Source organism: Methyloversatilis sp., assembly GCF_030698125.1.
Classification (GTDB): domain Bacteria; phylum Pseudomonadota; class Gammaproteobacteria; order Burkholderiales; family Rhodocyclaceae; genus Methyloversatilis.
Genome location: NZ_JAUYNV010000047.1, coordinates 74,753 through 94,531 on the forward strand (window position 1 = coordinate 74,753; position 19,779 = coordinate 94,531).

Sequence of the window (19,779 nt, forward strand, 5' to 3'; positions counted from 1 at the left end):
GACATGACAGACCTGTTTTCCGACCCGCACTTTGCCGGCGCCACCGGTGGTCCGGCAGATTTTCCGGCGACCGTCGCCGCGGCACTGGCACGCATCGATGCCATCCAGCCCCAGACGTATGCCCGTACGCGCAACCACATCGATGGCGCCGTGAGCCGCGTGTCGCCTTACCTGACGCACGGCTTCGTCGATGTGCCTCAGGTGATCGAGCGTTTGTCGCAGCGCTGTGTGCTGGCACCGGAAGACAAGATCGTGTTCGAACTGGCGTGGCGCGAATATTTCCATCACCTCTGGAGGCACTGGGGCGACGACATTTTCGAGTCGCGCCGCCCGCCGCCTGCCGCGCAGTACGCGCCGGCCATGCCGCAGGATGTCGTCGAAGGGCGCACCGGTGTGCCGGTGATCGATCAGGCAGTGCGCGCGCTGTACCGCACGGGCTATCTGCACAACCACGCGCGGATGTGGCTGGCCAGTTATGTCGTGCATCTGCGCAAGACCGACTGGCGCGCCGGGGCGATGTGGATGTATCGCCATCTGCTGGACGGCGATCTGGCGTCCAACACGCTGTCCTGGCAGTGGGTGGCCGGTACGCTGACCGGCAAGCCCTATCTGTTCAACGCGGAAAACGTCGAGCGCTACGCACCGCAGTGGGCCAGTCGCAATACGGTGCTCGATGCCGGATACGACGCGCTCGACCAGCATGCCCGTCACGGCGGAGATTGCGGGCCGCACAGTCTGCGTGCCGAAGCGATCGACGAGCCGCCGGTCGGTTCCGTGCCGGACCCCGACAACTGGTCGATGCCGCAGGACGACGAAGTGTGGCTGATGCACCCGTGGTCGCTCGGTTGTCCGCCGCAGGGGCGGGTGATCGGCTGGATCGAGCCGTCGTTCCACGAGCGCTTTGCGTGGAGCGAGGCACGCTGGCGGTTCGTGCTGACCCGCATGCGGGATGCCTGCGACGGCATCGTCGTCGGCGATGCGAAGGCCTTGCATCGACAACTTGGCGGTGTGCGCCTGATGACGATGCAGACGCACAACCCGGGCTACCGGGAGGTGATCGCCGAGGCAGGCATGCTGGCCGAACCGGTGGCGCGGCAGTTCGACGACCCGCCGCGCGCCATGCCGTCTTTCACCCGCTTCTGGCAAAGCGTGGCGCCGGAAGCCGAAGTGGGTAGGCCCTGGCACCGCTGACGCCCATGAGTACCGTGCTGAATCCGCTGGCGCGCGCGCCGGCCCGGGTGCTCGGTCTGGCCGGGCTGATCCCGTTCGTCGGCCTGACTGTCGCGATGTATGTTGACGCCGCGCCACGCGGCTGGGTGGCGTTCGCCCAACTGGCGTATGCGGCCACCATCGTCAGTTTCATCGGTGCGCTGCACTGGGGGCTGGCGATGCGCGATGCCACGCTCGATCGGGCTGCGTTGTTGCAGGCGCTCGGCTGGGGCGTGCTGCCCTCGCTGCTGGCCTGGCTGGCGCTGCTGGCGCCGCTCGGCACCGGCTTCTGGCTGCTGTGCGCCGCCGTGCCCGCCTGCTGGTGGATGGACGCGCGGCTCGCGCGCACGCTGACGCTCGAACCCTGGTACATGCAACTGCGTACGCTGCTCAGCGTCATCGTCACGATCTGCCTCGCCGCGTCGGCGCTGGCGATGCCCTGAACCGGCGATGCAGGTCGTCTGGTTCAAGCGCGACCTGCGCATCACCGATCACGCGCCGCTGCGCGCGGCGGCGCTGGCCGGTGCCGAAGCTCGCCGCGTGTTCGTGCAGCACGGCAGCCGCAACCCCGATCGCGAAGGCGTGCGTCGTCATCGAAAGGCGAAGGCCGATGATGGACGGAAGATGGGCTGCGGGTTCTAGCGCGGGTCACGCACCCACCCGCACGCGCCCGCGTATCCGCGCTATGCGTCGCCGAGCGCCTGCTGCAGATCCGCGATCAGGTCATCGGCGTCTTCGATGCCGATGGACAGCCGCAGCATCGCGTCCGGAATGCCGCGTCGAGCGCGCTCTTCCGGTGCGAGGCCATGATGGGTGGTGGTGCACGGCTGGGTGACCAGACTTTCGACGCCGCCCAGGCTGGGCGCCAGCCTGATCAGGCGCAGGCGGTCGGCGACGCGGGTGGCTTCGCTGCCGTCGCCGCGCACGACGATGCTCAACATGCCGCCGAAGCCGTCCATCTGCGCCTTCGCGAGTCTATGGCCCGGCGCATCCGGCAGGCCCGGGTAGTGCACGCGAGCGATCGTCGGGTGACGCGCCATGGCCTCGGCCACCGCCTGCGCATTGGCATTGTGCTGACGCACGCGCACGACCAGCGTGCGCAGGCTGCGCGACAGCAGCGCGGCGGTTTCCGGTGACGGCACGGTGCCGAGGTTCTTGCGCCAGGCCCACACCGGTTCGAGCAGCGCCTTGCTGCCCATCAGTACGCCGGCGGTGAGATCGCTGTGACCGCCCAGATATTTGGTCGCGCTGTGCATGACGAGGTCTGCTCCCAGTTCCAGCGGACGCTGGTTCACTGGCGAGGCGAAGGTGTTGTCGATGGCGACCAGCGCGCCGTGCGCATGCGCCTTGCCGGCAATGGCGCGGATATCGACGATGTCCAGCGTCGGATTGGTCGGCGTTTCGAAGAACACCAGCTTCACGCCATCGACCAGCAGGGCGTCCAGCTTGTCCGGTTCGTTGGAGAGGATGCAATCCGTGCGCAGCCCGAGGCCGGGCAGTTGCTGCTCCAGCAGTTCCAGCGTGCCGCCATAGGCGTCACCGACACAGACGATGCCTGCGCGGCCATGTGTCAGGAACAGCGCGCTCAGCGCCGCCATGCCGGAGGAGAACACCCACGCGGCCTCGGCCGATTCCAGTCCGGCGAGCGTTTCTTCCAGCGCCTGGATCGTCGGGTTCAGCCCGTAACGCGTATACAGCCCGCCGCGCGTGCGGCCGTCGATCACGTCGAGCAGGTCGGCCGTTGAATCGAACCCGAAGGTGGTGGTGTTGTAGATCGGCGGGTAGGGGCTGCCGTAGGCGTCGTCGGTGCTGTGACCGTGGATCGCGCGGGTGGCGAGAAGATACTTTCGGGCGTGGTCCATTAAAGACTTCCAATCTGCACAAGTCGCTGAGGATACGCCGCAGGTTCGGTGCGATCAGCCGAGGCAGAAGAACTCGACCACATCGCTCGCTGCGCTGCGCGGCGAGCCGAAAGCCAGCCAGCCGTGGCCGTCGATGACCACTTCTTCGCGGGTCAGCGCGAATTCCTGCCGGCCTTCGATGGTGACGAAGGTGCCGTTGCTCGAGCGGTCGGTCAGCACGAAACGGTCGCGCCTGAATTCGAGGTCGCAGTGCTGGCGCGACGCGCGCGCGTCCTTGATGCCGATGTCGACATCGATGTCGCGCCCCATGCGCAGCCGCGGATGTTCATCGCCCAGCAGCCAGACGCGGCCACCGTGATAAACGCGCATTTCGACCCGGCCGCTGCTCATCGTCAGACCGCCGATCTGGGTGACGTGGTCGGAATGTTCGCAGCGCAGTTCGCACAGTTCGACCGAGCGTGCGACACCCTTGACCACGCGCGGCGGCATCGGGCGGATCTTCGGCTGCCAGTGTTCGCTCAGCCGCACCGCTGCTTCGGTCGACACGATGGCGCGGCCGTGGCTGGCCAGCTCCGACAGTCGCGCCGCGATGTTCACCGACTCGCCAAAGATGTCATTGCCCGACTCGACCACCGGGCCGAAGTGGAAGCCGGTGCGCACGCCAAGTGAAAAGTGCTTGGCGAGCGGCAGACCGTCGATGTCGCGATGGATGGCCAGCGTCGTTTCGGCCGCGTGGTCGCAGGCGCGGAACACCGCCAGCAGGCCGTCGCCGGTCATCTTGATCACGGTGCCCGAACTGCCGATCACCGAATCGCACATGGTGCGCAGACAGCGGTCGATCAGCGCGAACGCTGCGGTGTCGCCCATGCGTTCGTAAAGCTGCGTGCTGCCGACCAGATCGGCAAACAGCACGGCACATTCACGGGTACGGGGCGGGCTGGTCGGCATGTCGGATCAGAAGAACCGTTGTCGCACTGCATCCGGCAGGCCCATGCCGGTGGCGTGGGCACGCGCCAGCAGTTCCCAGTAGTAACGGTAGGACGCGCGATCGTGCAGCGTGTCGCGGTGGCGCGTCGGGCCCCAGCTCGCGTCCTGCGCCGCGCACAGGATGGCGATGGCGTCTTCGACTTCGCTGAAATCCGGTCGCATGGCGCTCAGGATAGGCTCGATCTGGTTCGGATGAATGCTCCACATGCGCATGAAGCCGAAATCGTGACGTGCGCGTCCGGCGTCGCGCCGGATGTGTTCGATGTCGCGGATTTCGGTGGTGACGTTGTGCGTCGGCACCACCCCGCACCCATGCGCCGCGGCGGCGATTTCGCACTTGGCGCGCACGATGACCGGGTGCTCGAACTGCTTCGGGCTTTTCATCGCGTCGCCTGGCAGCGCGCCGTGATGGGCGCTGACGAAATCCATCAGCCCGAGGTCGAGCGATTCGACGCGGTCGAGGCGCGCGATGTCCCACACCTGATGCAGCGCACCGTGGCTTTCGATCAGCACATGCACCGGAATGTCGCGTTTCACACCGGCCAGCGTTTCGCAGGTGCGCAGCCAGTCGAGCTGGGTGCGCACATCGTCGGCGGAGCGCGCCTTGGGCAGCGTGATGAAGGCCAGCCGGTCGCCGGCTTCGCCGACCAGCACATCCATGTCGGCTTTCCACTGCGCATGCGTGACGTCGTGGATGCGCACGCCAACCCGCCCGTACAGGTTGTCGGCATCATTGATGATGGACGCGCACAGCAGGCGGTGTGCCTCTTCGTTGCCGGCTGCGGCACCGTCTTCGCAGTCGCAGGTGAGGTCGAACACCGGGCCCCGCTCGCCCTGCAGCGCGAGCGCCTTGCGCATCAGCTTTTCCGAGCCGGCGTAGTGGTCGACGGCCGGAAGGATGGGGAAAGCCCGCTCACCCTGATAGAGGACGTCGCGTGGATGAACCGGTGCGGCTGGAGTCATGCGGGATGTCCGGGCAAGAAAAAAGCGGCCACGTTACCGGGCCGCTTCTTCTGTTTCAAGCCTGACGGATCAGAGCAGGTCGGCGACGCCGGCGCGTTCCTCTTCCAGTTCGGCCAGTGTCTTGGCCACATAGGGCTTCGAGAACTCGTCGATTTCCAGGCCCTTGACGATGCTGTACTCGCCATTGGCGCAGATGCACGGGAAGCCGAAGATCAGGCCTTCCGGAATGCCGTACGAACCATCCGACGGCACACCCATGGTCACCCAGTCACCATCCGAACCCAGATGCCAGTTGCGCATGTGGTCGATGGCGGCGTTGGCGGCCGAGGCAGCCGACGACAGGCCGCGCGCCTCGATGATGGCGGCGCCGCGCTTGCCGACGGTCGGCAGGAAGGTCTTGGCGTTCCACTCCTGGTCGTTCACCAGCTGGGCCACGCTGTCACCATTCGACGTCGCGAAACGGTAGTCGGCATACATCGTCGGGCTGTGGTTGCCCCACACGGCCATCTTGCGGAACGACGCGACCGGCCGGTTCAGTTTGGTCGCCAGTTGCGACAGCGCACGGTTGTGGTCCAGACGCAGCATGGCGGTGAAATTCTTTGCGGGTACGCGGCCGCCGGCCTTGGCAGCGGTCTTCAGCGCGATGTAGGCGTTGGTGTTGCAGGGGTTGCCGACCACCAGAATCTTGCAGGTCGGGGCAGCGTGCGTGCCGATTGCGGCACCCTGCACGGTGAAGATCTTGGCGTTTTCGGTCAGCAGGTCCTTGCGCTCCATGCCGGGGCCGCGCGGGCGGGCGCCGACCAGCAGGGCAAAGTCGGCGTCCTTGAACGCGACGTTCGGGTCGTCGGTGGCGACCATGCCGGCGAGCAGCGGAAACGCGCAGTCGTCCAGTTCCATCATCACGCCGGTCAGCGCCTTCTGGGCCTGCGGCAGGTCGAGCAGTTGAAGGATGACCGGCTGGTCCTTGCCCAGCATTTCGCCGCTGGCAATACGGAACAGCAGGGCATAACCGATTTGACCGGCGGCGCCGGTCACCGCGACGCGGAGGGGCGTCTTTGACATGTGAGTCTCCTGGATGAGGATGGGAGTGGAGCGTAAAAGTGCGTTGTGCGCGGCAGGATTATGGCCGACCTGCAGTGTTTTGACACACAGCACAAAACAGACGTGTCGAAGCGGAACACATGCCGGGCTTCCCGGCGCCTGTCAGCGCGGGGACGATTTATATCATATATAAGACATGAGACAGCTTGTAGACGTGATGGGATTTCTGTGATGAAATTGTTGCATGGCACAGGAATCCCCAACGTTCAGTCCGCTGTATCGCCAGATACGCGTGCTGCTGACCCAGGCGCTGCAGAGCGGCGAATGGCGTCCGGGTGAATCGATACCGAGCGAAACCGAACTGGCGCAGCGTTTCAGCGTGAGTCAGGGCACGGTGCGCAAGGCCATCGACGAGATGGCGGCGGACAACCTGCTGGTACGCAAACAGGGCAAAGGCACCTTTGTTGCGACGCATCACGATCCGCGCGCCTTCTTCCGCTTTCTCCGCCTTGCTCCGATCAACGGCAGCATCGAAACATCGCAGAGCGTGCCGCTCGAATGCTGGCGGGCCCGCGCGGGCCAGGAAGTGGCCCGCACGCTCGACGTCGAGGTGGGCTCGCAGATCATCATCGTGCGCCGTTTGCTCAAGTTCGCCGGCAAGCCGGTCGTGATAGACGAAATCTATCTGCGCGGAGACCTGTTCCCCGGGCTCAATCTCGATGTGCTCAAGGAACACCAGGGCTCCCTGTACTCCTTTTTCGAAACGCGCTTCGGCGTACGCATGGTGCGTGCCGAAGAGCGCCTGCGCGCCGTGCCGGCAGATCGCCAGAGCGCCGAATACCTTGAGGTGCAGGAAAACACGCCGCTGCTGTCGGTCGAGCGTGTCGCCTATACCTATGATGACGAACCGGTCGAATGGCGGCGTGGCCTGTGCTCCACCGCTGATCACTACTACCTGAACACCCTGAGTTAGCAGAGCCGGCGCAGTCCCGTTTCCTGCCACACGATCATTCTAGGAGAGCGAGCCAGATGGCCAATACAGCCAGCAAGACCCGACCGAAACACCTGCAGCTGACCGCAATACGGCTGCCGATACCGGGCATCGTTTCCATCCTGCACCGGATCAGCGGTGCCGGGCTGTTTCTCTGTCTGCCGCTGCTGTTGTGGCTGTTCGCCGCCAGTCTCGGCTCGCCGGAAACCTTCGATACCTTCAGCACAGTGGTGGGTCATCCGCTGGCGAAGCTCTTGCTGCTGGGCCTGATGTGGGCCTATCTGCACCACTTCTGCGCCGGCATCCGCTTCCTGCTGCTCGACATGCATCAGGGGCTGGAACTGGCTGCCGCGCGCAAGAGTTCTGTTGCCGTACTGGTCGTGAGTCTGACGCTTACCGTGATTCTGGGGGTGAAACTGTGGTGACTCGAGTTGTTGTCGGTGCCCATTACGGGCTGAAGGACTGGCTGGGCCAGCGCATCACTGCGGTCGTGATGGCGGTGTACACGCTGATATTCGCCGTTGGTGTGCTTTTCATGGGCGAATTGAACTACGACAACTGGCGTGGTCTGTTCGCCGGTGGGTTCATGCGTTTTGCGACCCTCCTGTTCTTCGCGTCGCTGATGTACCACGCGTGGGTTGGCGTGCGTGACATCTACATGGACTACATCAAGCCCACCAGCGTGCGCCTCGTGCTGCATGCGGTGACCCTGCTGTTGCTGATCGGCTATCTGGGCTGGGCAGCGCAAGTTTTGTGGAGACTGTAAGTGAGCGTACCCATTCGCAAGTTTGATGCAGTCATCGTCGGTGCCGGCGGCGCAGGTCTGCGTGCCGCGATCCAGTTGTCGGAAGCCGGCCTGCGCACCGCAGTGCTGTCGAAGGTGTTTCCGACCCGCTCCCATACGGTGGCCGCGCAGGGCGGCGTGGCCGCTTCGCTCGGCAATTCCGAGGAAGACCACTGGCACTGGCACATGTACGACACGGTCAAGGGTTCCGACTGGCTCGGCGACCAGGACGCGATCGAATTCATGTGCCGCAAGGCCAACGAGGTCGTGGTCGAGCTGGAACACTACGGCATGCCTTTCGACCGCCTCGACAACGGCAAGATCTATCAGCGCCCGTTCGGCGGCCACATGTCGAACTTCGGCGAAAAGCCGGTGCGCCGCTCCTGTGCGGCCGCCGACCGCACCGGTCACGCGATGCTGCACGCGATGTACCAGCGCAACGTCAAGGCCAACACCCAGTTCTTCATCGAATGGATGGCGCTCGACCTGATCCGCGACGACGCGGGTGACGTGGTCGGCGTGACCGCGATGGAAATGGAGTCGGGCGAGGTCTACGTTTTCCACGCCAAGGCGGTGCTGTTCGCCACCGGTGGCGCCGGCCGCATCTACTACAGCTCGACCAATGCCTTCATCAACACCGGTGACGGCGTGGGCATGGCGGCGCGTGCCGGCATTCCGCTGGAAGACATGGAGTTCTGGCAGTTCCACCCGACCGGCGTGGCCGGCGCGGGCGTGCTGATCACCGAGGGCGTGCGCGGCGAAGGCGGCATCCTGCGCAACGCCGACGGCGAGCGCTTCATGGAGCGCTACGCACCGAATGCCAAGGATCTGGCGTCGCGCGACGTGGTGTCGCGTGCCATGGTGACCGAAATCAACGAAGGTCGTGGCTGTGGTCCGAACAAGGATCACGTGATGCTGGACATCACCCACCTCGATCCGGCCACCATCATGAAGCGCCTGCCGGGCATCCGCGAGATCGGCATCCAGTTTGCCGGTGTCGACGCGATCAAGGAGCCGCTGCCGGTGGTGCCGACCTGTCACTACCAGATGGGCGGCATTCCGACCAATTACCATGGCGAAGTCGTGATGCCGAAGAACGGCAACCCGAGCGAGCCGGTGCCGGGCTTCTACGCGGCCGGCGAGTGCGCCTGCGCATCGGTGCACGGCGCCAATCGTCTGGGCACGAATTCGCTGCTCGACCTGCTGGTGTTCGGCAAGTCGTCAGGTGAGTCGATGGTCGAATACATCAAGGCGCAACCGGCGGCGCACAAGCCCTTGCCGGCCAACGCGGCCGACTACTCGCTGTCGCGCCTGAACCGGCTCGACACGCAGACCGGCGGCACTGCGGTCGGTGCCACCCGCCTGGCCATGCAGCGCACGATGCAGGCTCACTGCGGCGTGTTTCGCTTCAAGAACATGCTGGATGAAGGTGTCAGCAAGATCACCGAGATCGAGCAGCAGGTCGCCAGCACCGAGATCAAGGACAAGTCGAAGGTATTCAATACCGCGCGGCTCGAAGCGCTCGAACTGGACAACCTGATCGAAGTCGCCAAGGCGACCATCGTGTCGGCCAATGCGCGCACTGAATCGCGCGGCGCCCACGTGCGCGACGACGCGATCGACAGCCCGGAATTTCCGGACGGCCGCGATGACGCCAACTGGCTCAAGCACACGCTGTGGTATCGCGAAGGCAACAAGCTCGACTACAAGCCGGTGAACATGACGCCGCTGACCGTAGACACCATCGCGCTGAAGAAGCGCGCTTACTGAGGATCACAGCATGACTGCCCGTACTGTCGAATTCAGTATCTACCGCTACGACCCGGACCGCGACGAAAAACCCTACATGCAGTCGATCTCGCTCGAGCTCGACGGCACCGAACGCAAGCTGCTCGACGCGCTGGTCAAGCTCAAGGACGTAGACGACACGCTGTCCTTCCGCCGCTCCTGTCGCGAAGGCGTGTGCGGTTCGGACGCCATGAACATCAACGGCAAGAACGGTCTGGCCTGTCTGACCGACATGGATTCGATCGCCACGCCCATCGTGCTGCGCCCGCTGCCGGGGCTGCCGGTGGTGCGCGACCTGATCGTCGACATGACCCAGTTCTTCAAGCAGTACCACTCGATCAAGCCCTACCTGATCAATCCGGAGCACCCGCCCGAGCGCGAGCGCCTGCAGTCGCCGGAAGACCGCGAGGAGCTGAACGGCCTGTACGAATGCATCCTGTGCGCGTGCTGCTCGACAGCCTGCCCGTCCTTCTGGTGGAATCCGGACAAGTTCGTCGGCCCGGCCGGTCTGCTTGCCGCCTACCGCTTCATCGCCGACACGCGCGATCAGGCGACCAGCGAGAGGCTCGACAACCTTGAAGATCCGTACCGGTTGTTCCGTTGCCATACCATCATGAATTGCGTCGATGTATGCCCGAAGGGATTGAACCCGACGCGCGCCATCGGCAAGATCAAGGACATGATGGTCCGCCGGGCCGTCTGAGCATGGACAGCGCGAACGATTACCAGGTCAGCCCCGGTCGACTGCTCTGGCATTGCCGACGTGGTTTGCTGGAGCTCGACCTGATCCTGCAGCGCTTCATCGAGCATCATCTTGAAAGCTTGACTACAGAGCAGAGGGCAGAGTTGTTCGAACTGCTCCATTACGACGACATCACCTTGTTGGCGATTGTCAGCGGACGCGAGCAGTGCGAGGAGACGCGTCTGAAGGGGATGGTTGACCTGCTGCGTGCAGCGTGAAAACGCGGCAGAGTTGATCCGGGCCATTTTGAGGAAGTGAAGAGGTTAGACATGACAAATCAACGCACTGCTACGCTGACCATCGAAGGTCAGACCACCGAGTTCCCGATCATGAGCGGCGTCGCTGGCGCTGATGTGGTGGATATCCGTTCGATGTATGCCAAGACCGGCATGTTCACGTATGACACCGGTTACCTCTCCACCGCCAGTTGCAAGTCGACCATCACCTACATCGATGGCGACAAGGGCGAGCTGTGGTATCGCGGTTACCCGATCGAACAGCTGGCCGAGCACTGCGACTTTCTCGACGTGTGTTACCTGCTGAAGAACAGCGAGCTGCCCAGCGTTGAAGAAAAGGCCGAGTACGTCAATCAGATCAAGCGTCACACGCTGCTGCACGAGCAACTGGCCCGTTTCTATGCCGGCTTCCGCCGCGACGCCCACCCGATGGCCATCATGGCCGGTGTGGTCGGCGCACTGTCCGCCTTCTACCATGACGGCATGGACATTTCCGATCAGGCGCATCGCGACATTTCGATCAATCGCCTGATCGCCAAGATGCCGACGATCGCCGCCATGGCGTACAAGTACTCGGTCGGCCAGCCCTTCATGTACCCGCGCAACGACCTGTGCTACGCCGGCAACTTCATGTACATGATGTTCGGCACGCCGTGCGAGGAGTACAAGCCGAATCCGGTGCTGGTCAAGGCGCTGGACCGCATCTTCACGCTGCACGCCGACCACGAACAGAACGCGTCGACCTCGACCGTGCGTCTGGCCGGCTCCTCTGGCGCCAACCCTTATGCGGTGATCGCCGCCGGTATCGCCTGCCTGTGGGGTCCCGCGCATGGTGGTGCGAACGAAGCCTGCCTGCAGATGCTGGAAGAAATCGGCGACGTGTCGCGCGTGCCCGAGTACATCGCCCGCGCCAAGGACAAGAACGACAGCTTCAAGCTGATGGGCTTCGGACACCGCGTGTACAAGAACTTCGATCCGCGCGCCAAGCTGATGCGCCAGACCTGCCACGAAGTGCTCACCGAACTCGGCCTGCAGAATGACCGCCTGTTCAAGCTGGCGATGGAACTGGAACGCATCGCACTGGAAGACGAGTACTTCATCGAGAAGAAGCTGTACCCGAACGTCGACTTCTATTCGGGCATCGTGCAGAAGGCGCTCGGCATTCCGACCACGATGTTCACCTGCATCTTCGCGCTGGCCCGTACGGTCGGCTGGATCACGCAGTGGAACGAAATGATCACCGATCCGGAATACAAGATCGGTCGTCCGCGCCAGCTCTACGTCGGCCCGGCGCGACGCGACATCAAGCCCTGATCGGGCAGCTTGCGCAACACACCCTGCGGTCATGCGGAGACCGCAGGGCGAACATGAACAACCGCATGCAGCAGGCCTTCTCGACGCCCACGAGCCGCGAGGGTCCGGAGCACGACAGGTGCCCCGTGATCCGACCGCGTGGGCATCGCCATAACAAGCCCGGGCAACCCCGGGCGGGGGAGCGAGTCATGATGCAGATGTTGAGTCATTCCTACCTCTTCGGGGGCAACGCGCCCTTCGTCGAGGAGTTGTACGAGTCCTATCTTGCCAATCCGGGTTCCGTCCCGGACGCCTGGCGCAGCTACTTCGAATCCCTTCAACATCTGCCGGGCGCTGCCGCCGATGTGGCCCATGCGCCGGTCGTCGCATCGTTTGCCGAACTGGCCAAGCGCGGTCCGACCCGCTCTGCCGGCCCGGCTGCCGACGACAAGCGTCAGGTCGGCGTGCTGCAGATGATCAACGCCTACCGCTTCCTCGGCAATCGCTGGGCACAGCTCGACCCGCTCAAGCGCGCCGAACGGCCTGACATTTCCGAACTGGAGCCGTCGCACTACGGCTTCACCGAAGCCGACCTGGGCGACGTATTCAGCACCGGTTCGTTCCGCTTCCCGCCGGATGACCGCGCCAGCCTGCGTGAAATCCTCGAGTCGGTGCGTCAGGTGTATTGCGGCAGCGTCGGTGCCGAATACATGTACATGACCGACATCGCCCACAAGCGCTGGATCCAGGCGCGGCTGGAGCCGATGCGCGGCAATTACGGCTACTCGGTCGAAGACCGCAAGCGCTTTCTCGAACGCGTGACGGCTGCCGAAACGATGGAGCGCTACCTGCATACCAAGTATGTGGGCCAGAAGCGCTTCTCGCTCGAAGGCGGCGAATCGACCATCGTCGCGATGGACGAACTGGTGCGTGTGGCAGCCGCGCAGGGCGCACAGGAAATCGTCATCGGCATGGCGCATCGGGGCCGGCTGAACGTGCTGGTGAATACGCTGGGCAAGGCGCCGTCGATGCTGTTCTCGGAATTCGAGGGCAAGGCGGCATCCGACCTGTCGGCCGGCGACGTCAAGTACCACATGGGTTTTTCGTCCGACGTGAATACGCCGTCCGGTCCGGTGCACCTGACACTGGCGTTCAACCCGTCGCACCTGGAAATCGTCAATCCGGTGGTGGTCGGTTCCGTGTATGCCCGCCAGCGCCGCCGTGGCGACAAGAGCGGCACCCAGGTCATTCCGGTCATCCTGCACGGCGACGCGGCCGTGGCCGGCCAGGGCGTCAATCAGGAAATGCTGAATTTCTCGCAGACGCGCGGTTACGGCGTGGGCGGCACGGTGCACATCATCGTGAACAACCAGATCGGCTTCACCACTTCCGATCCGCGTGACTACCGTTCATCGCTGTATTGCACCGACATCTTCAAGATGGTCGAAGCGCCGATCTTCCACGTCAATGGCGACGACCCGGAGGCGGTGGCCTACGTGACGCGCATGGCGATGGAATTCCGTGCCGAATTCAAGAAGGATGTGGTGATCGACATCATCTGCTACCGCAAGCTCGGTCACAACGAGCAGGACGAGCCGATGGTGACCCAGCCGCTGATGTACAAGAAGATCACGGCGCACCCGGGTACGCGCAAGATCTACGCCGACCGGCTCGTTTCGCAGGCGGTGATCGGCGAGCAGGAGCCGGAGCAGATGATCGCCGACTACCGCGCCGCGCTGGACGAAGGGCGGCTGGCGCAGGACCCGGTGCTGACCAATCATCAGCGCCGCTTCGCGGTGGACTGGACGCCCTTCCTGAAGCAGCCCTACACCGACGAGTGCGACACGCGCGTGCCGAAGGACGAGCTGGCACGCCTCGGCAAGCGTCTGACGACCGTACCGGACGGTTTTGCGTTGCATTCGCGGGTGCAGAAGATCATCGACGATCGCGCTGCCATGGCGCAGGGCAGCCAGCCGGTCGACTGGGGCATGGGGGAGAACCTCGCCTACGCCACCCTGCTGGTAGAAGGTTATGGCGTGCGCGTATCCGGCGAAGACGTCGGCCGCGGCACCTTCTTCCACCGCCATGCCGTGCTGCACGACCAGAAGCGCGAGAAGTGGGACAGCGGCAACTACATGCCGCTGCAGCACCTGCAGGAAGACCAGGCGCCCTGCGTGGTGATCGACTCGGTGCTGTCGGAAGAAGCCGTGCTGGCTTTCGACTATGGCTACGCGACGACCGAACCGAACGAACTGGTCGTGTGGGAAGCGCAGTTCGGCGACTTCGCCAACGGTGCACAGGTCGTGTTCGACCAGTTCATCGCGTCGGGCGAAGCGAAGTGGGGCCGTCTGTGCGGTCTGGCGATGATGCTGCCGCACGGTTTCGAAGGTCAGGGCCCGGAGCATTCGTCGGCGCGCATCGAGCGTTACATGCAGCTGTCGGCTGAAAACAACTGGCAGGTGACGATTCCGAGCACACCGGCGCAGATCTTCCACCTGCTGCGTCGCCAGATGCTGCGCAAGGTGCGCAAGCCACTGGTCATCATCACGCCGAAGTCGCTGCTGCGTCACAAGGACGCCGTGTCGGCACTCGACGAACTGGCCAACGGCCGCTTCCAGCCGGTCATTCCGGAGGTCGATGCGCTGGACGACAAGAAGGTCGAGCGCATCATCATGTGCAGCGGCAAGATCTACTACGAACTTCTGGCGCACCGTCGTGCGAACGACATCAAGAACGTCGCCATCGTGCGTCTTGAACAGCCCTATCCCTTCCCGTCGGCAGAGGTGACCGCGCAGGTGGCGCGCTATCCGAAGGCGAAGGGCATCACCTGGGTGCAGGAAGAGCCGCGCAATCAGGGCATGTGGTACTGGCTCATTTCGCGTCAGCACCTGGGCAAGGCAGTGGGCGACATGAAGCTGGAACTGGTATCACGACCGGCGGCGGCTTCGCCGGCGGTCGGCTATGCCGCCAAGCACCAGGCACAGCAGAAGGCGGTCATCGAAGCAGCGTTCGCAGGAGTGGGGCGCTAGGACGCCCCCGACAGGGAGACAGGATCAAATGCTTATCGAAGTGAAGGTTCCGCAGCTGTCCGAATCGGTGGCCGAAGCCACACTGGTCAGTTGGCACAAACAGGTGGGCGAAGCGGTCGCCCGTGATGAAAACCTGATCGACATCGAAACCGACAAGGTGGTGCTGGAAACCCCCGCGCCGGACGCAGGCGTACTGGTTGCCATCATCAAGCAGAACGGCGCCCTGGTTACCAGCGGCGAGCTGATCGCCCAGATCGACACCGAAGGCAAGGCAGCTGCTGCGGTACCGGCGGCCGCTGCCGCACCGGCAGCACCTGCCGCGGCGCCCGCTGCCGCTGCGGTGGCGACGGCCAGCGCATCCTCGTCGGCACCGGCCAGTCCGGCCGCGCGCAAGATCATGGACGAACGCGGTCTGGCCGGCGGTGATGTGCAGGGCACCGGTCGCGGTGGCCGCATCACCAAGCCGGATGCCGTCGGTGCCGCAGTACCCGCACCGGCCGCGGCGCCCGCCGCGCCACGTGCCGCTGCCGCGCCGGCACCGGCCGTCGCCGCACTGCCGCAGCCGCCGGTGCCGGTCCGGCTCGAAGAGCTGCTGGCCGACCGGCCGCAGCAGCGCGTGCCGATGTCGCGCCTGCGCGCCCGCGTCGCCGAGCGCCTGCTGCAATCGCAGTCGCAGAACGCCATCCTGACCACGTTCAACGAAGTGAACATGCAGCCGGTCATGGACCTGCGCAAGAAGTACGCCGAGAAGTTCGAGAAGACGCATGGCGTCAAGCTTGGCTTCATGTCGTTCTTCGTAAAGGCTGCGCTGCAGGCGCTGCGCAAGTTCCCGCTGCTGAACGCGTCGATCGACGGCAATGACATCGTCTATCACGGCTTCTTCGACATCGGCATCGCCGTCGGCAGCCCGCGCGGTCTGGTCGTGCCCATTCTGCGCGACGCCGACCAGATGAGCTTTGCCGACATCGAAATGAAGATCGCCGAATTCGGCCAGAAGGCGAAGGACGGCAAGCTGTCGATGGAAGAGCTGACCGGCGGCACCTTCTCGATCTCGAACGGCGGCGTATTCGGCTCGATGCTGTCGACGCCCATCATCAACCCGCCGCAGTCGGCCATCCTGGGCGTGCATGCGACCAAGGACCGGCCGGTCGCCGAAAACGGCCAGGTGGTGATCCGCCCGATCAACTACCTCGCCATGTCCTACGACCACCGAATCATCGACGGTCGCGAGGCGGTGCTCGGTCTGGTGACGATGAAGGAAGCGCTGGAAGATCCGGCCCGCCTGCTGTTTGACGTCTGAACCAGCTTCAAGTCGAAAGATGCAGGATGCAAGAGGAGGCCGCTCCCTTGCATCCTGATACTTGAATCGGTTTTTTGTGGAGCAATGTAGATGTCCAAAGAATTTGATGTCGTCGTGATCGGTGCCGGCCCCGGCGGATATGTCGCAGCGATTCGCGCCGCCCAGCTTGGCCTGAATGCCGCCTGCATCGAGTACAACAGTTACGCCGACCCGAAGGGCGAGGTGCGTCTCGGCGGCACCTGCCTGAACGTGGGCTGCATTCCGTCAAAGGCGCTGTTGCAGTCGTCGGAGCTGTTCGAGCAGGCCAATCACAGCTTCGTGATGCACGGCATTTCGGTTGATTCGCCGCGCATGGACGTCGGCGTGATGATGAAGCGCAAGAACAACATCGTCGATCAGCTGACCAGCGGCATCCGCGGCCTGTTCAAGAAGAACAAGGTGACGCTGCTGAGCGGTCTGGGCAGTTTCGCCGGCCGCGAGGATGAAAAATGGAAGATCGCCGTGACGCGCAACGGTGAGACCGAACACGTGATGGCGAAGCACGTCATCGTGGCGACCGGCTCGCGTGCCCGCCATCTGCCGGATATTCCGGTCGACAATGAGGTGATCTGCGACAACGAGGGCGCGCTGGCGTTTGACGGTGCGCCGAAGCGTCTGGGCGTCATCGGCGCCGGCGTGATCGGGCTGGAACTGGGCAGTGTATGGAAGCGGCTCGGCGCCGAGGTGACCATCCTCGAAGCCGCACCGGACTTTCTTTCGGCGGCCGATGCGGCCATCACCAAGGAAGCCTGGAAAACCTTCACCGCGAAGCAGAAGCTCGGCATCAAGCTCGGCGTGAAGATCGGCAAGGTCGAACGCACGGCCGATGGCGTGCGCGTCGAGTACGAACTGAAGGACGAGCAGAAGGTGCTCGAATGCGACCGCCTGATCGTGTCGGTCGGCCGCATCCCGAATACCGATGGCCTGAACGCCGATGCGGTCGGCCTGAAGGTGAGCGACCGCGGTTTCATCGAAGTCGATGAACAGTGCCGGACCAATCTCGCCAACGTGTGGGCGGTCGGTGACGTCGTGCCCGGCCCGATGCTGGCGCACAAGGGCATGGAAGAAGGCGTCATGGTGGCCGAATGCATCGCCGGCCAGAAGGGTCACGTCAATCACGACACCGTGCCCTGGGTCATCTACACCCACCCGGAAATCGCCTGGGTCGGCAAGACCGAGGCGCAGCTCAAGGCGGCCGGCATCGAGTTCAAGGCGGGCCAGATTCCGTTCGCCGCGAATGGTCGCGCGCTGGGGCAGGGTGACACCACCGGCTTCGTGCGCATGTACGCCTGCGCCGAAACCGATCGCATCCTCGGCGTGCACGTGATCGGCAACAATGCCTCGGAGCTGATCGCCGAGGCGGTCGTGGCGATGGAATTCGGCGCCTGCTCGGAAGACATCGCACGCATCTGCCACGCACATCCGACCTTGTCCGAAGTCATGCACGAAGCTGCGCTGGCCTGCGACAAGCGACCGCTGCACTTCTGATACCGGGCGATGCCGCACGAAATCCTCCAGGTGCCCGAACGGGGCATGATGGACGCCTTCGAGTCGGCGCTGAAATCGCACGGTTACACGGCGGACGAATCGCAGCGCGCCGCTGCCCTGCGGCTGCAGCAGCTCTACGCAGAGCTGCTTGGCTTCAAGGCGGCGCGCCGCTCGCAGCTGCGCAAGCTGCTGTCACGCGTGCAGCCGCCGCGCGGGGTTTATTTCTGGGGGGGCGTCGGGCGCGGCAAAAGTTTCCTGATGGATTGCTTCTTCGACGCCGTGCCATACCGGCGCAAGCGGCGCGTGCATTTCCACGCCTTCATGCAGCAGGTGCATGCCTCGTTGAAGCAGCACAAGTCGGAAGCCGATCCGCTGGCGCAGGTGGCCGACGATCTGGCGCAGTCCGCCCGGCTGCTGTGTTTCGACGAATTCCACGTGTCCGATATCGCCGACGCGATGATTCTCGGCCGGCTGGTCGAGGCGTTGTTCGAACGTGGCGTGGTGCTGGTCGCCACCTCCAACTATCCGCCCGACGGGCTGTACCCGAACGGGCTGCAGCGGCAGAACTTCCTGCCCACCATCGAGCTGCTGAAGAAGAAGCTCGAGGTGTTCGAACTCGATGCCGGCATCGATTACCGGCTGCGATCGCTCGAACGCATGGACATCTACATGGTGCCCAACGGCGTCGACGCCGACCGGCGGCTGGAAGAGGATTTCCGCGAGCTGTGCGGCGAGCCATCGTCCGACGGCACGCTGGACATTCTCGGTCGTACGCTGAAGACGCATGCCTGCTCGATGGGCGCGGTGTGGTTCGACTTCCAGGAAATCTGCGGCGGCCCGCGCTCGCAGAACGACTACCTCGAACTGGCACGGCGCTTCCACTCCGTCGTCCTGTCCGACGTACCGAAGATGAGTCGCGAAAAGTCGAACGAGGCGCGGCGTTTCACCTGGCTGGTCGACGTGCTGTATGACTTCCGGGTCAAGCTCATCCTGTCGGCCGAAGTCGAAGCGCACCTGCTGTATACCGACGGCCCGAATGCCAACGAATTCACCCGCACGGTCAGTCGCCTGATCGAAATGCGCACGCGTGAATACCTCGCGTCGCCGCACCGGGTGGATTTTGCCGGCGGAGCGCCCGCGACGGTCAGTTGAGCGTTTTTTGGCAGGTGTCTGTCCCTGTGATCCCTGATCTCCGAACAGGGTCCGCTCCTACGAAGGGCAGCCATCGCGGTTTTCGCAGAGCCGTCCCACGGTCGGCCCTGCATGGCCGACCGGCTCCACGGGCGGCGAGCGGTGCTCGCCGAAACCCCCGCTCCGCCCCTGCAGGCGATTCCGGTCTCCGAACACGTGTTGGTGCGTGAATGACGATCGCATCGCGGACAGGGTCCGCTCCTACGAAAAACATCGCCGGGGCTTTGAACGTTTGATGGTTTTCGCAGGAGCCGTCCCACGGTCGGCCCTGCATGGCCGACCGGCTCCACGGGCGGCGAGCGGTGCTCGCCGAAACCCCCGCGCCGCCCTCGCAGGCGATCCGGTCTCCGATCACGTGGCGGCGCATGAACCACGCGCGCATCGCGGACGGGGTCCGCTCCGAAGGGCAAGCCGTCGCGGTTTTCGTAGGAGCCTGCCCCGCAGGCGATTCCGGTCTCCGAACACGTGATGGTGCATGAGCAACGCGCGCATCGCGGGCGGCGAGCGGTGCTCGCCGAAACCCCCGCGCCGCCCCTGCAGGCGATCCGGTCTCCGATCACGTGGCGGCGCATGAACAACGCGCGCATCGCGGACGGGGTCCGCTCCGAAGGGCAAGCCGTCGCGGTTTTCGTAGGAGCCTGCCCCGCAGGCGATTCCGGTCTCCGAACACGTAATGGCGCATGAGCAACGCGCGCATCGCGGACAGGGTCCGCTCCTACGAAAAACATCGCCGGGGCTTTGAACGTTTGATGGTTTTCGTAGGAGCCGTCCCACGGCTGGCCATGCAGGCGATTTCCATCTTCGAGCGTGGCGGTGCATGAACGACGCACGCATTG

Annotated in this window: 19 protein-coding genes; 15 read left to right on the forward strand and 4 right to left on the reverse strand. The window is 64.3% G+C overall.

Annotation, left to right across the window (positions count from 1 at the left end):
* Nucleotides 1-3: 3 nt before the first annotated feature.
* From Q8Q80_RS15495 to Q8Q80_RS15505, 3 genes are read left to right on the forward strand one after another with little or no spacing between them, the layout of a single operon-like run.
* Nucleotides 4-1,191: an FAD-binding domain-containing protein gene (locus Q8Q80_RS15495; RefSeq protein WP_305633780.1), complete on the forward strand. Its 1,188-nt coding sequence runs from the start codon at nt 4-6 to the stop codon at nt 1,189-1,191.
* A gap of 5 nt (nt 1,192-1,196) precedes the next feature.
* Complete coding sequence (locus Q8Q80_RS15500; RefSeq protein WP_305633781.1) at nt 1,197-1,652, forward strand: DUF3429 domain-containing protein; 456 nt, start codon at nt 1,197-1,199, stop codon at nt 1,650-1,652.
* A gap of 7 nt (nt 1,653-1,659) precedes the next feature.
* Complete coding sequence (locus tag Q8Q80_RS15505) at nt 1,660-1,851, forward strand: deoxyribodipyrimidine photo-lyase (RefSeq protein ID WP_305633783.1); 192 nt, start codon at nt 1,660-1,662, stop codon at nt 1,849-1,851.
* Nucleotides 1,852-1,892: 41 nt separating this feature from the next.
* Here Q8Q80_RS15505 and Q8Q80_RS15510 read toward each other — a convergent pair whose 3' ends face one another.
* The 4 genes from Q8Q80_RS15510 to Q8Q80_RS15525 form a co-directional block, all read right to left on the reverse strand.
* Complete coding sequence (locus Q8Q80_RS15510; protein WP_305633784.1) at nt 1,893-3,071, reverse strand: PLP-dependent aspartate aminotransferase family protein; 1,179 nt, start codon at nt 3,069-3,071, stop codon at nt 1,893-1,895.
* 54 nt (nt 3,072-3,125) lie between these two features.
* Nucleotides 3,126-4,019 (reverse strand): FHA domain-containing protein, encoded by an 894-nt coding sequence (locus Q8Q80_RS15515; protein WP_305633785.1) that lies wholly within the window; start codon nt 4,017-4,019, stop codon nt 3,126-3,128.
* Between the two features lie 6 nt (nt 4,020-4,025).
* Nucleotides 4,026-5,021, reverse strand: coding sequence for a CoA ester lyase (locus Q8Q80_RS15520; protein ID WP_305633786.1), 996 nt, complete (start codon nt 5,019-5,021; stop codon nt 4,026-4,028).
* Between the two features lie 69 nt (nt 5,022-5,090).
* On the reverse strand, nt 5,091-6,083 hold the full coding sequence (locus tag Q8Q80_RS15525; protein ID WP_305633787.1) for a malate dehydrogenase: 993 nt from the start codon (nt 6,081-6,083) through the stop codon (nt 5,091-5,093).
* Between the two features lie 223 nt (nt 6,084-6,306).
* Here Q8Q80_RS15525 and Q8Q80_RS15530 point away from each other — a divergent pair, with 223 nt between their 5' ends.
* The 12 genes from Q8Q80_RS15530 to Q8Q80_RS15585 all read left to right on the forward strand — a co-directional run bounded on the left by Q8Q80_RS15530 (nt 6,307) and on the right by Q8Q80_RS15585 (nt 19,764).
* On the forward strand, nt 6,307-7,035 hold the full coding sequence (locus tag Q8Q80_RS15530; protein ID WP_257096545.1) for a GntR family transcriptional regulator: 729 nt from the start codon (nt 6,307-6,309) through the stop codon (nt 7,033-7,035).
* 56 nt (nt 7,036-7,091) lie between these two features.
* Entirely contained in the window at nt 7,092-7,478 is a 387-nt protein-coding gene (gene sdhC / locus Q8Q80_RS15535) for a succinate dehydrogenase, cytochrome b556 subunit (RefSeq protein ID WP_305633788.1), read from the forward strand.
* The gene (gene sdhD, locus Q8Q80_RS15540; protein ID WP_305633789.1) at nt 7,472-7,819 is read left to right on the forward strand and encodes a succinate dehydrogenase, hydrophobic membrane anchor protein; all 348 of its coding nucleotides are present in this window, start codon (nt 7,472-7,474) and stop codon (nt 7,817-7,819) included. The genes sdhC and sdhD overlap by 7 nt, the downstream gene beginning before the upstream one ends.
* Nucleotides 7,820-9,607, forward strand: a complete 1,788-nt coding sequence (sdhA, locus tag Q8Q80_RS15545; RefSeq protein WP_305633790.1) for a succinate dehydrogenase flavoprotein subunit — start codon at nt 7,820-7,822, stop codon at nt 9,605-9,607.
* Between the two features lie 10 nt (nt 9,608-9,617).
* The gene (locus Q8Q80_RS15550; RefSeq protein WP_305633791.1) at nt 9,618-10,328 is read left to right on the forward strand and encodes a succinate dehydrogenase iron-sulfur subunit; all 711 of its coding nucleotides are present in this window, start codon (nt 9,618-9,620) and stop codon (nt 10,326-10,328) included.
* Nucleotides 10,329-10,330: 2 nt separating this feature from the next.
* Complete coding sequence (locus Q8Q80_RS15555; protein WP_305633792.1) at nt 10,331-10,585, forward strand: succinate dehydrogenase assembly factor 2; 255 nt, start codon at nt 10,331-10,333, stop codon at nt 10,583-10,585.
* 51 nt (nt 10,586-10,636) lie between these two features.
* Entirely contained in the window at nt 10,637-11,917 is a 1,281-nt protein-coding gene (gene gltA, locus Q8Q80_RS15560; RefSeq protein ID WP_305633793.1) for a citrate synthase, read from the forward strand.
* Between the two features lie 188 nt (nt 11,918-12,105).
* On the forward strand, nt 12,106-14,925 hold the full coding sequence (locus tag Q8Q80_RS15565; RefSeq protein WP_305633794.1) for a 2-oxoglutarate dehydrogenase E1 component: 2,820 nt from the start codon (nt 12,106-12,108) through the stop codon (nt 14,923-14,925).
* 28 nt (nt 14,926-14,953) lie between these two features.
* On the forward strand, nt 14,954-16,225 hold the full coding sequence (odhB, locus tag Q8Q80_RS15570) for a 2-oxoglutarate dehydrogenase complex dihydrolipoyllysine-residue succinyltransferase (RefSeq protein WP_305633795.1): 1,272 nt from the start codon (nt 14,954-14,956) through the stop codon (nt 16,223-16,225).
* A gap of 90 nt (nt 16,226-16,315) precedes the next feature.
* Nucleotides 16,316-17,752, forward strand: coding sequence for a dihydrolipoyl dehydrogenase (gene lpdA / locus Q8Q80_RS15575; RefSeq protein WP_305633796.1), 1,437 nt, complete (start codon nt 16,316-16,318; stop codon nt 17,750-17,752).
* 9 nt (nt 17,753-17,761) lie between these two features.
* Entirely contained in the window at nt 17,762-18,904 is a 1,143-nt protein-coding gene (gene zapE, locus Q8Q80_RS15580; protein WP_305633797.1) for a cell division protein ZapE, read from the forward strand.
* 719 nt (nt 18,905-19,623) lie between these two features.
* Entirely contained in the window at nt 19,624-19,764 is a 141-nt protein-coding gene (locus Q8Q80_RS15585) for a hypothetical protein (RefSeq protein ID WP_305633798.1), read from the forward strand.
* Nucleotides 19,765-19,779 lie beyond the last annotated feature (15 nt).

Coding starts and splice junctions, on each gene's coding strand:
- Q8Q80_RS15495 (WP_305633780.1), top strand. CDS start 4: ATGACAGACCTGTTTTCCGACCCGCACTTTGCCGGCGCCACCGGTGGT.
- Q8Q80_RS15500 (WP_305633781.1), top strand. CDS start 1,197: ATGAGTACCGTGCTGAATCCGCTGGCGCGCGCGCCGGCCCGGGTGCTC.
- Q8Q80_RS15505 (WP_305633783.1), top strand. CDS start 1,660: ATGCAGGTCGTCTGGTTCAAGCGCGACCTGCGCATCACCGATCACGCG.
- Q8Q80_RS15510 (WP_305633784.1), bottom strand. CDS start 3,071: ATGGACCACGCCCGAAAGTATCTTCTCGCCACCCGCGCGATCCACGGT.
- Q8Q80_RS15515 (WP_305633785.1), bottom strand. CDS start 4,019: ATGCCGACCAGCCCGCCCCGTACCCGTGAATGTGCCGTGCTGTTTGCC.
- Q8Q80_RS15520 (WP_305633786.1), bottom strand. CDS start 5,021: ATGACTCCAGCCGCACCGGTTCATCCACGCGACGTCCTCTATCAGGGT.
- Q8Q80_RS15525 (WP_305633787.1), bottom strand. CDS start 6,083: ATGTCAAAGACGCCCCTCCGCGTCGCGGTGACCGGCGCCGCCGGTCAA.
- Q8Q80_RS15530 (WP_257096545.1), top strand. CDS start 6,307: ATGGCACAGGAATCCCCAACGTTCAGTCCGCTGTATCGCCAGATACGC.
- sdhC (WP_305633788.1), top strand. CDS start 7,092: ATGGCCAATACAGCCAGCAAGACCCGACCGAAACACCTGCAGCTGACC.
- Q8Q80_RS15550 (WP_305633791.1), top strand. CDS start 9,618: ATGACTGCCCGTACTGTCGAATTCAGTATCTACCGCTACGACCCGGAC.
- Q8Q80_RS15555 (WP_305633792.1), top strand. CDS start 10,331: ATGGACAGCGCGAACGATTACCAGGTCAGCCCCGGTCGACTGCTCTGG.
- gltA (WP_305633793.1), top strand. CDS start 10,637: ATGACAAATCAACGCACTGCTACGCTGACCATCGAAGGTCAGACCACC.
- Q8Q80_RS15565 (WP_305633794.1), top strand. CDS start 12,106: ATGATGCAGATGTTGAGTCATTCCTACCTCTTCGGGGGCAACGCGCCC.
- odhB (WP_305633795.1), top strand. CDS start 14,954: ATGCTTATCGAAGTGAAGGTTCCGCAGCTGTCCGAATCGGTGGCCGAA.
- lpdA (WP_305633796.1), top strand. CDS start 16,316: ATGTCCAAAGAATTTGATGTCGTCGTGATCGGTGCCGGCCCCGGCGGA.
- zapE (WP_305633797.1), top strand. CDS start 17,762: ATGCCGCACGAAATCCTCCAGGTGCCCGAACGGGGCATGATGGACGCC.
- Q8Q80_RS15585 (WP_305633798.1), top strand. CDS start 19,624: ATGAGCAACGCGCGCATCGCGGACAGGGTCCGCTCCTACGAAAAACAT.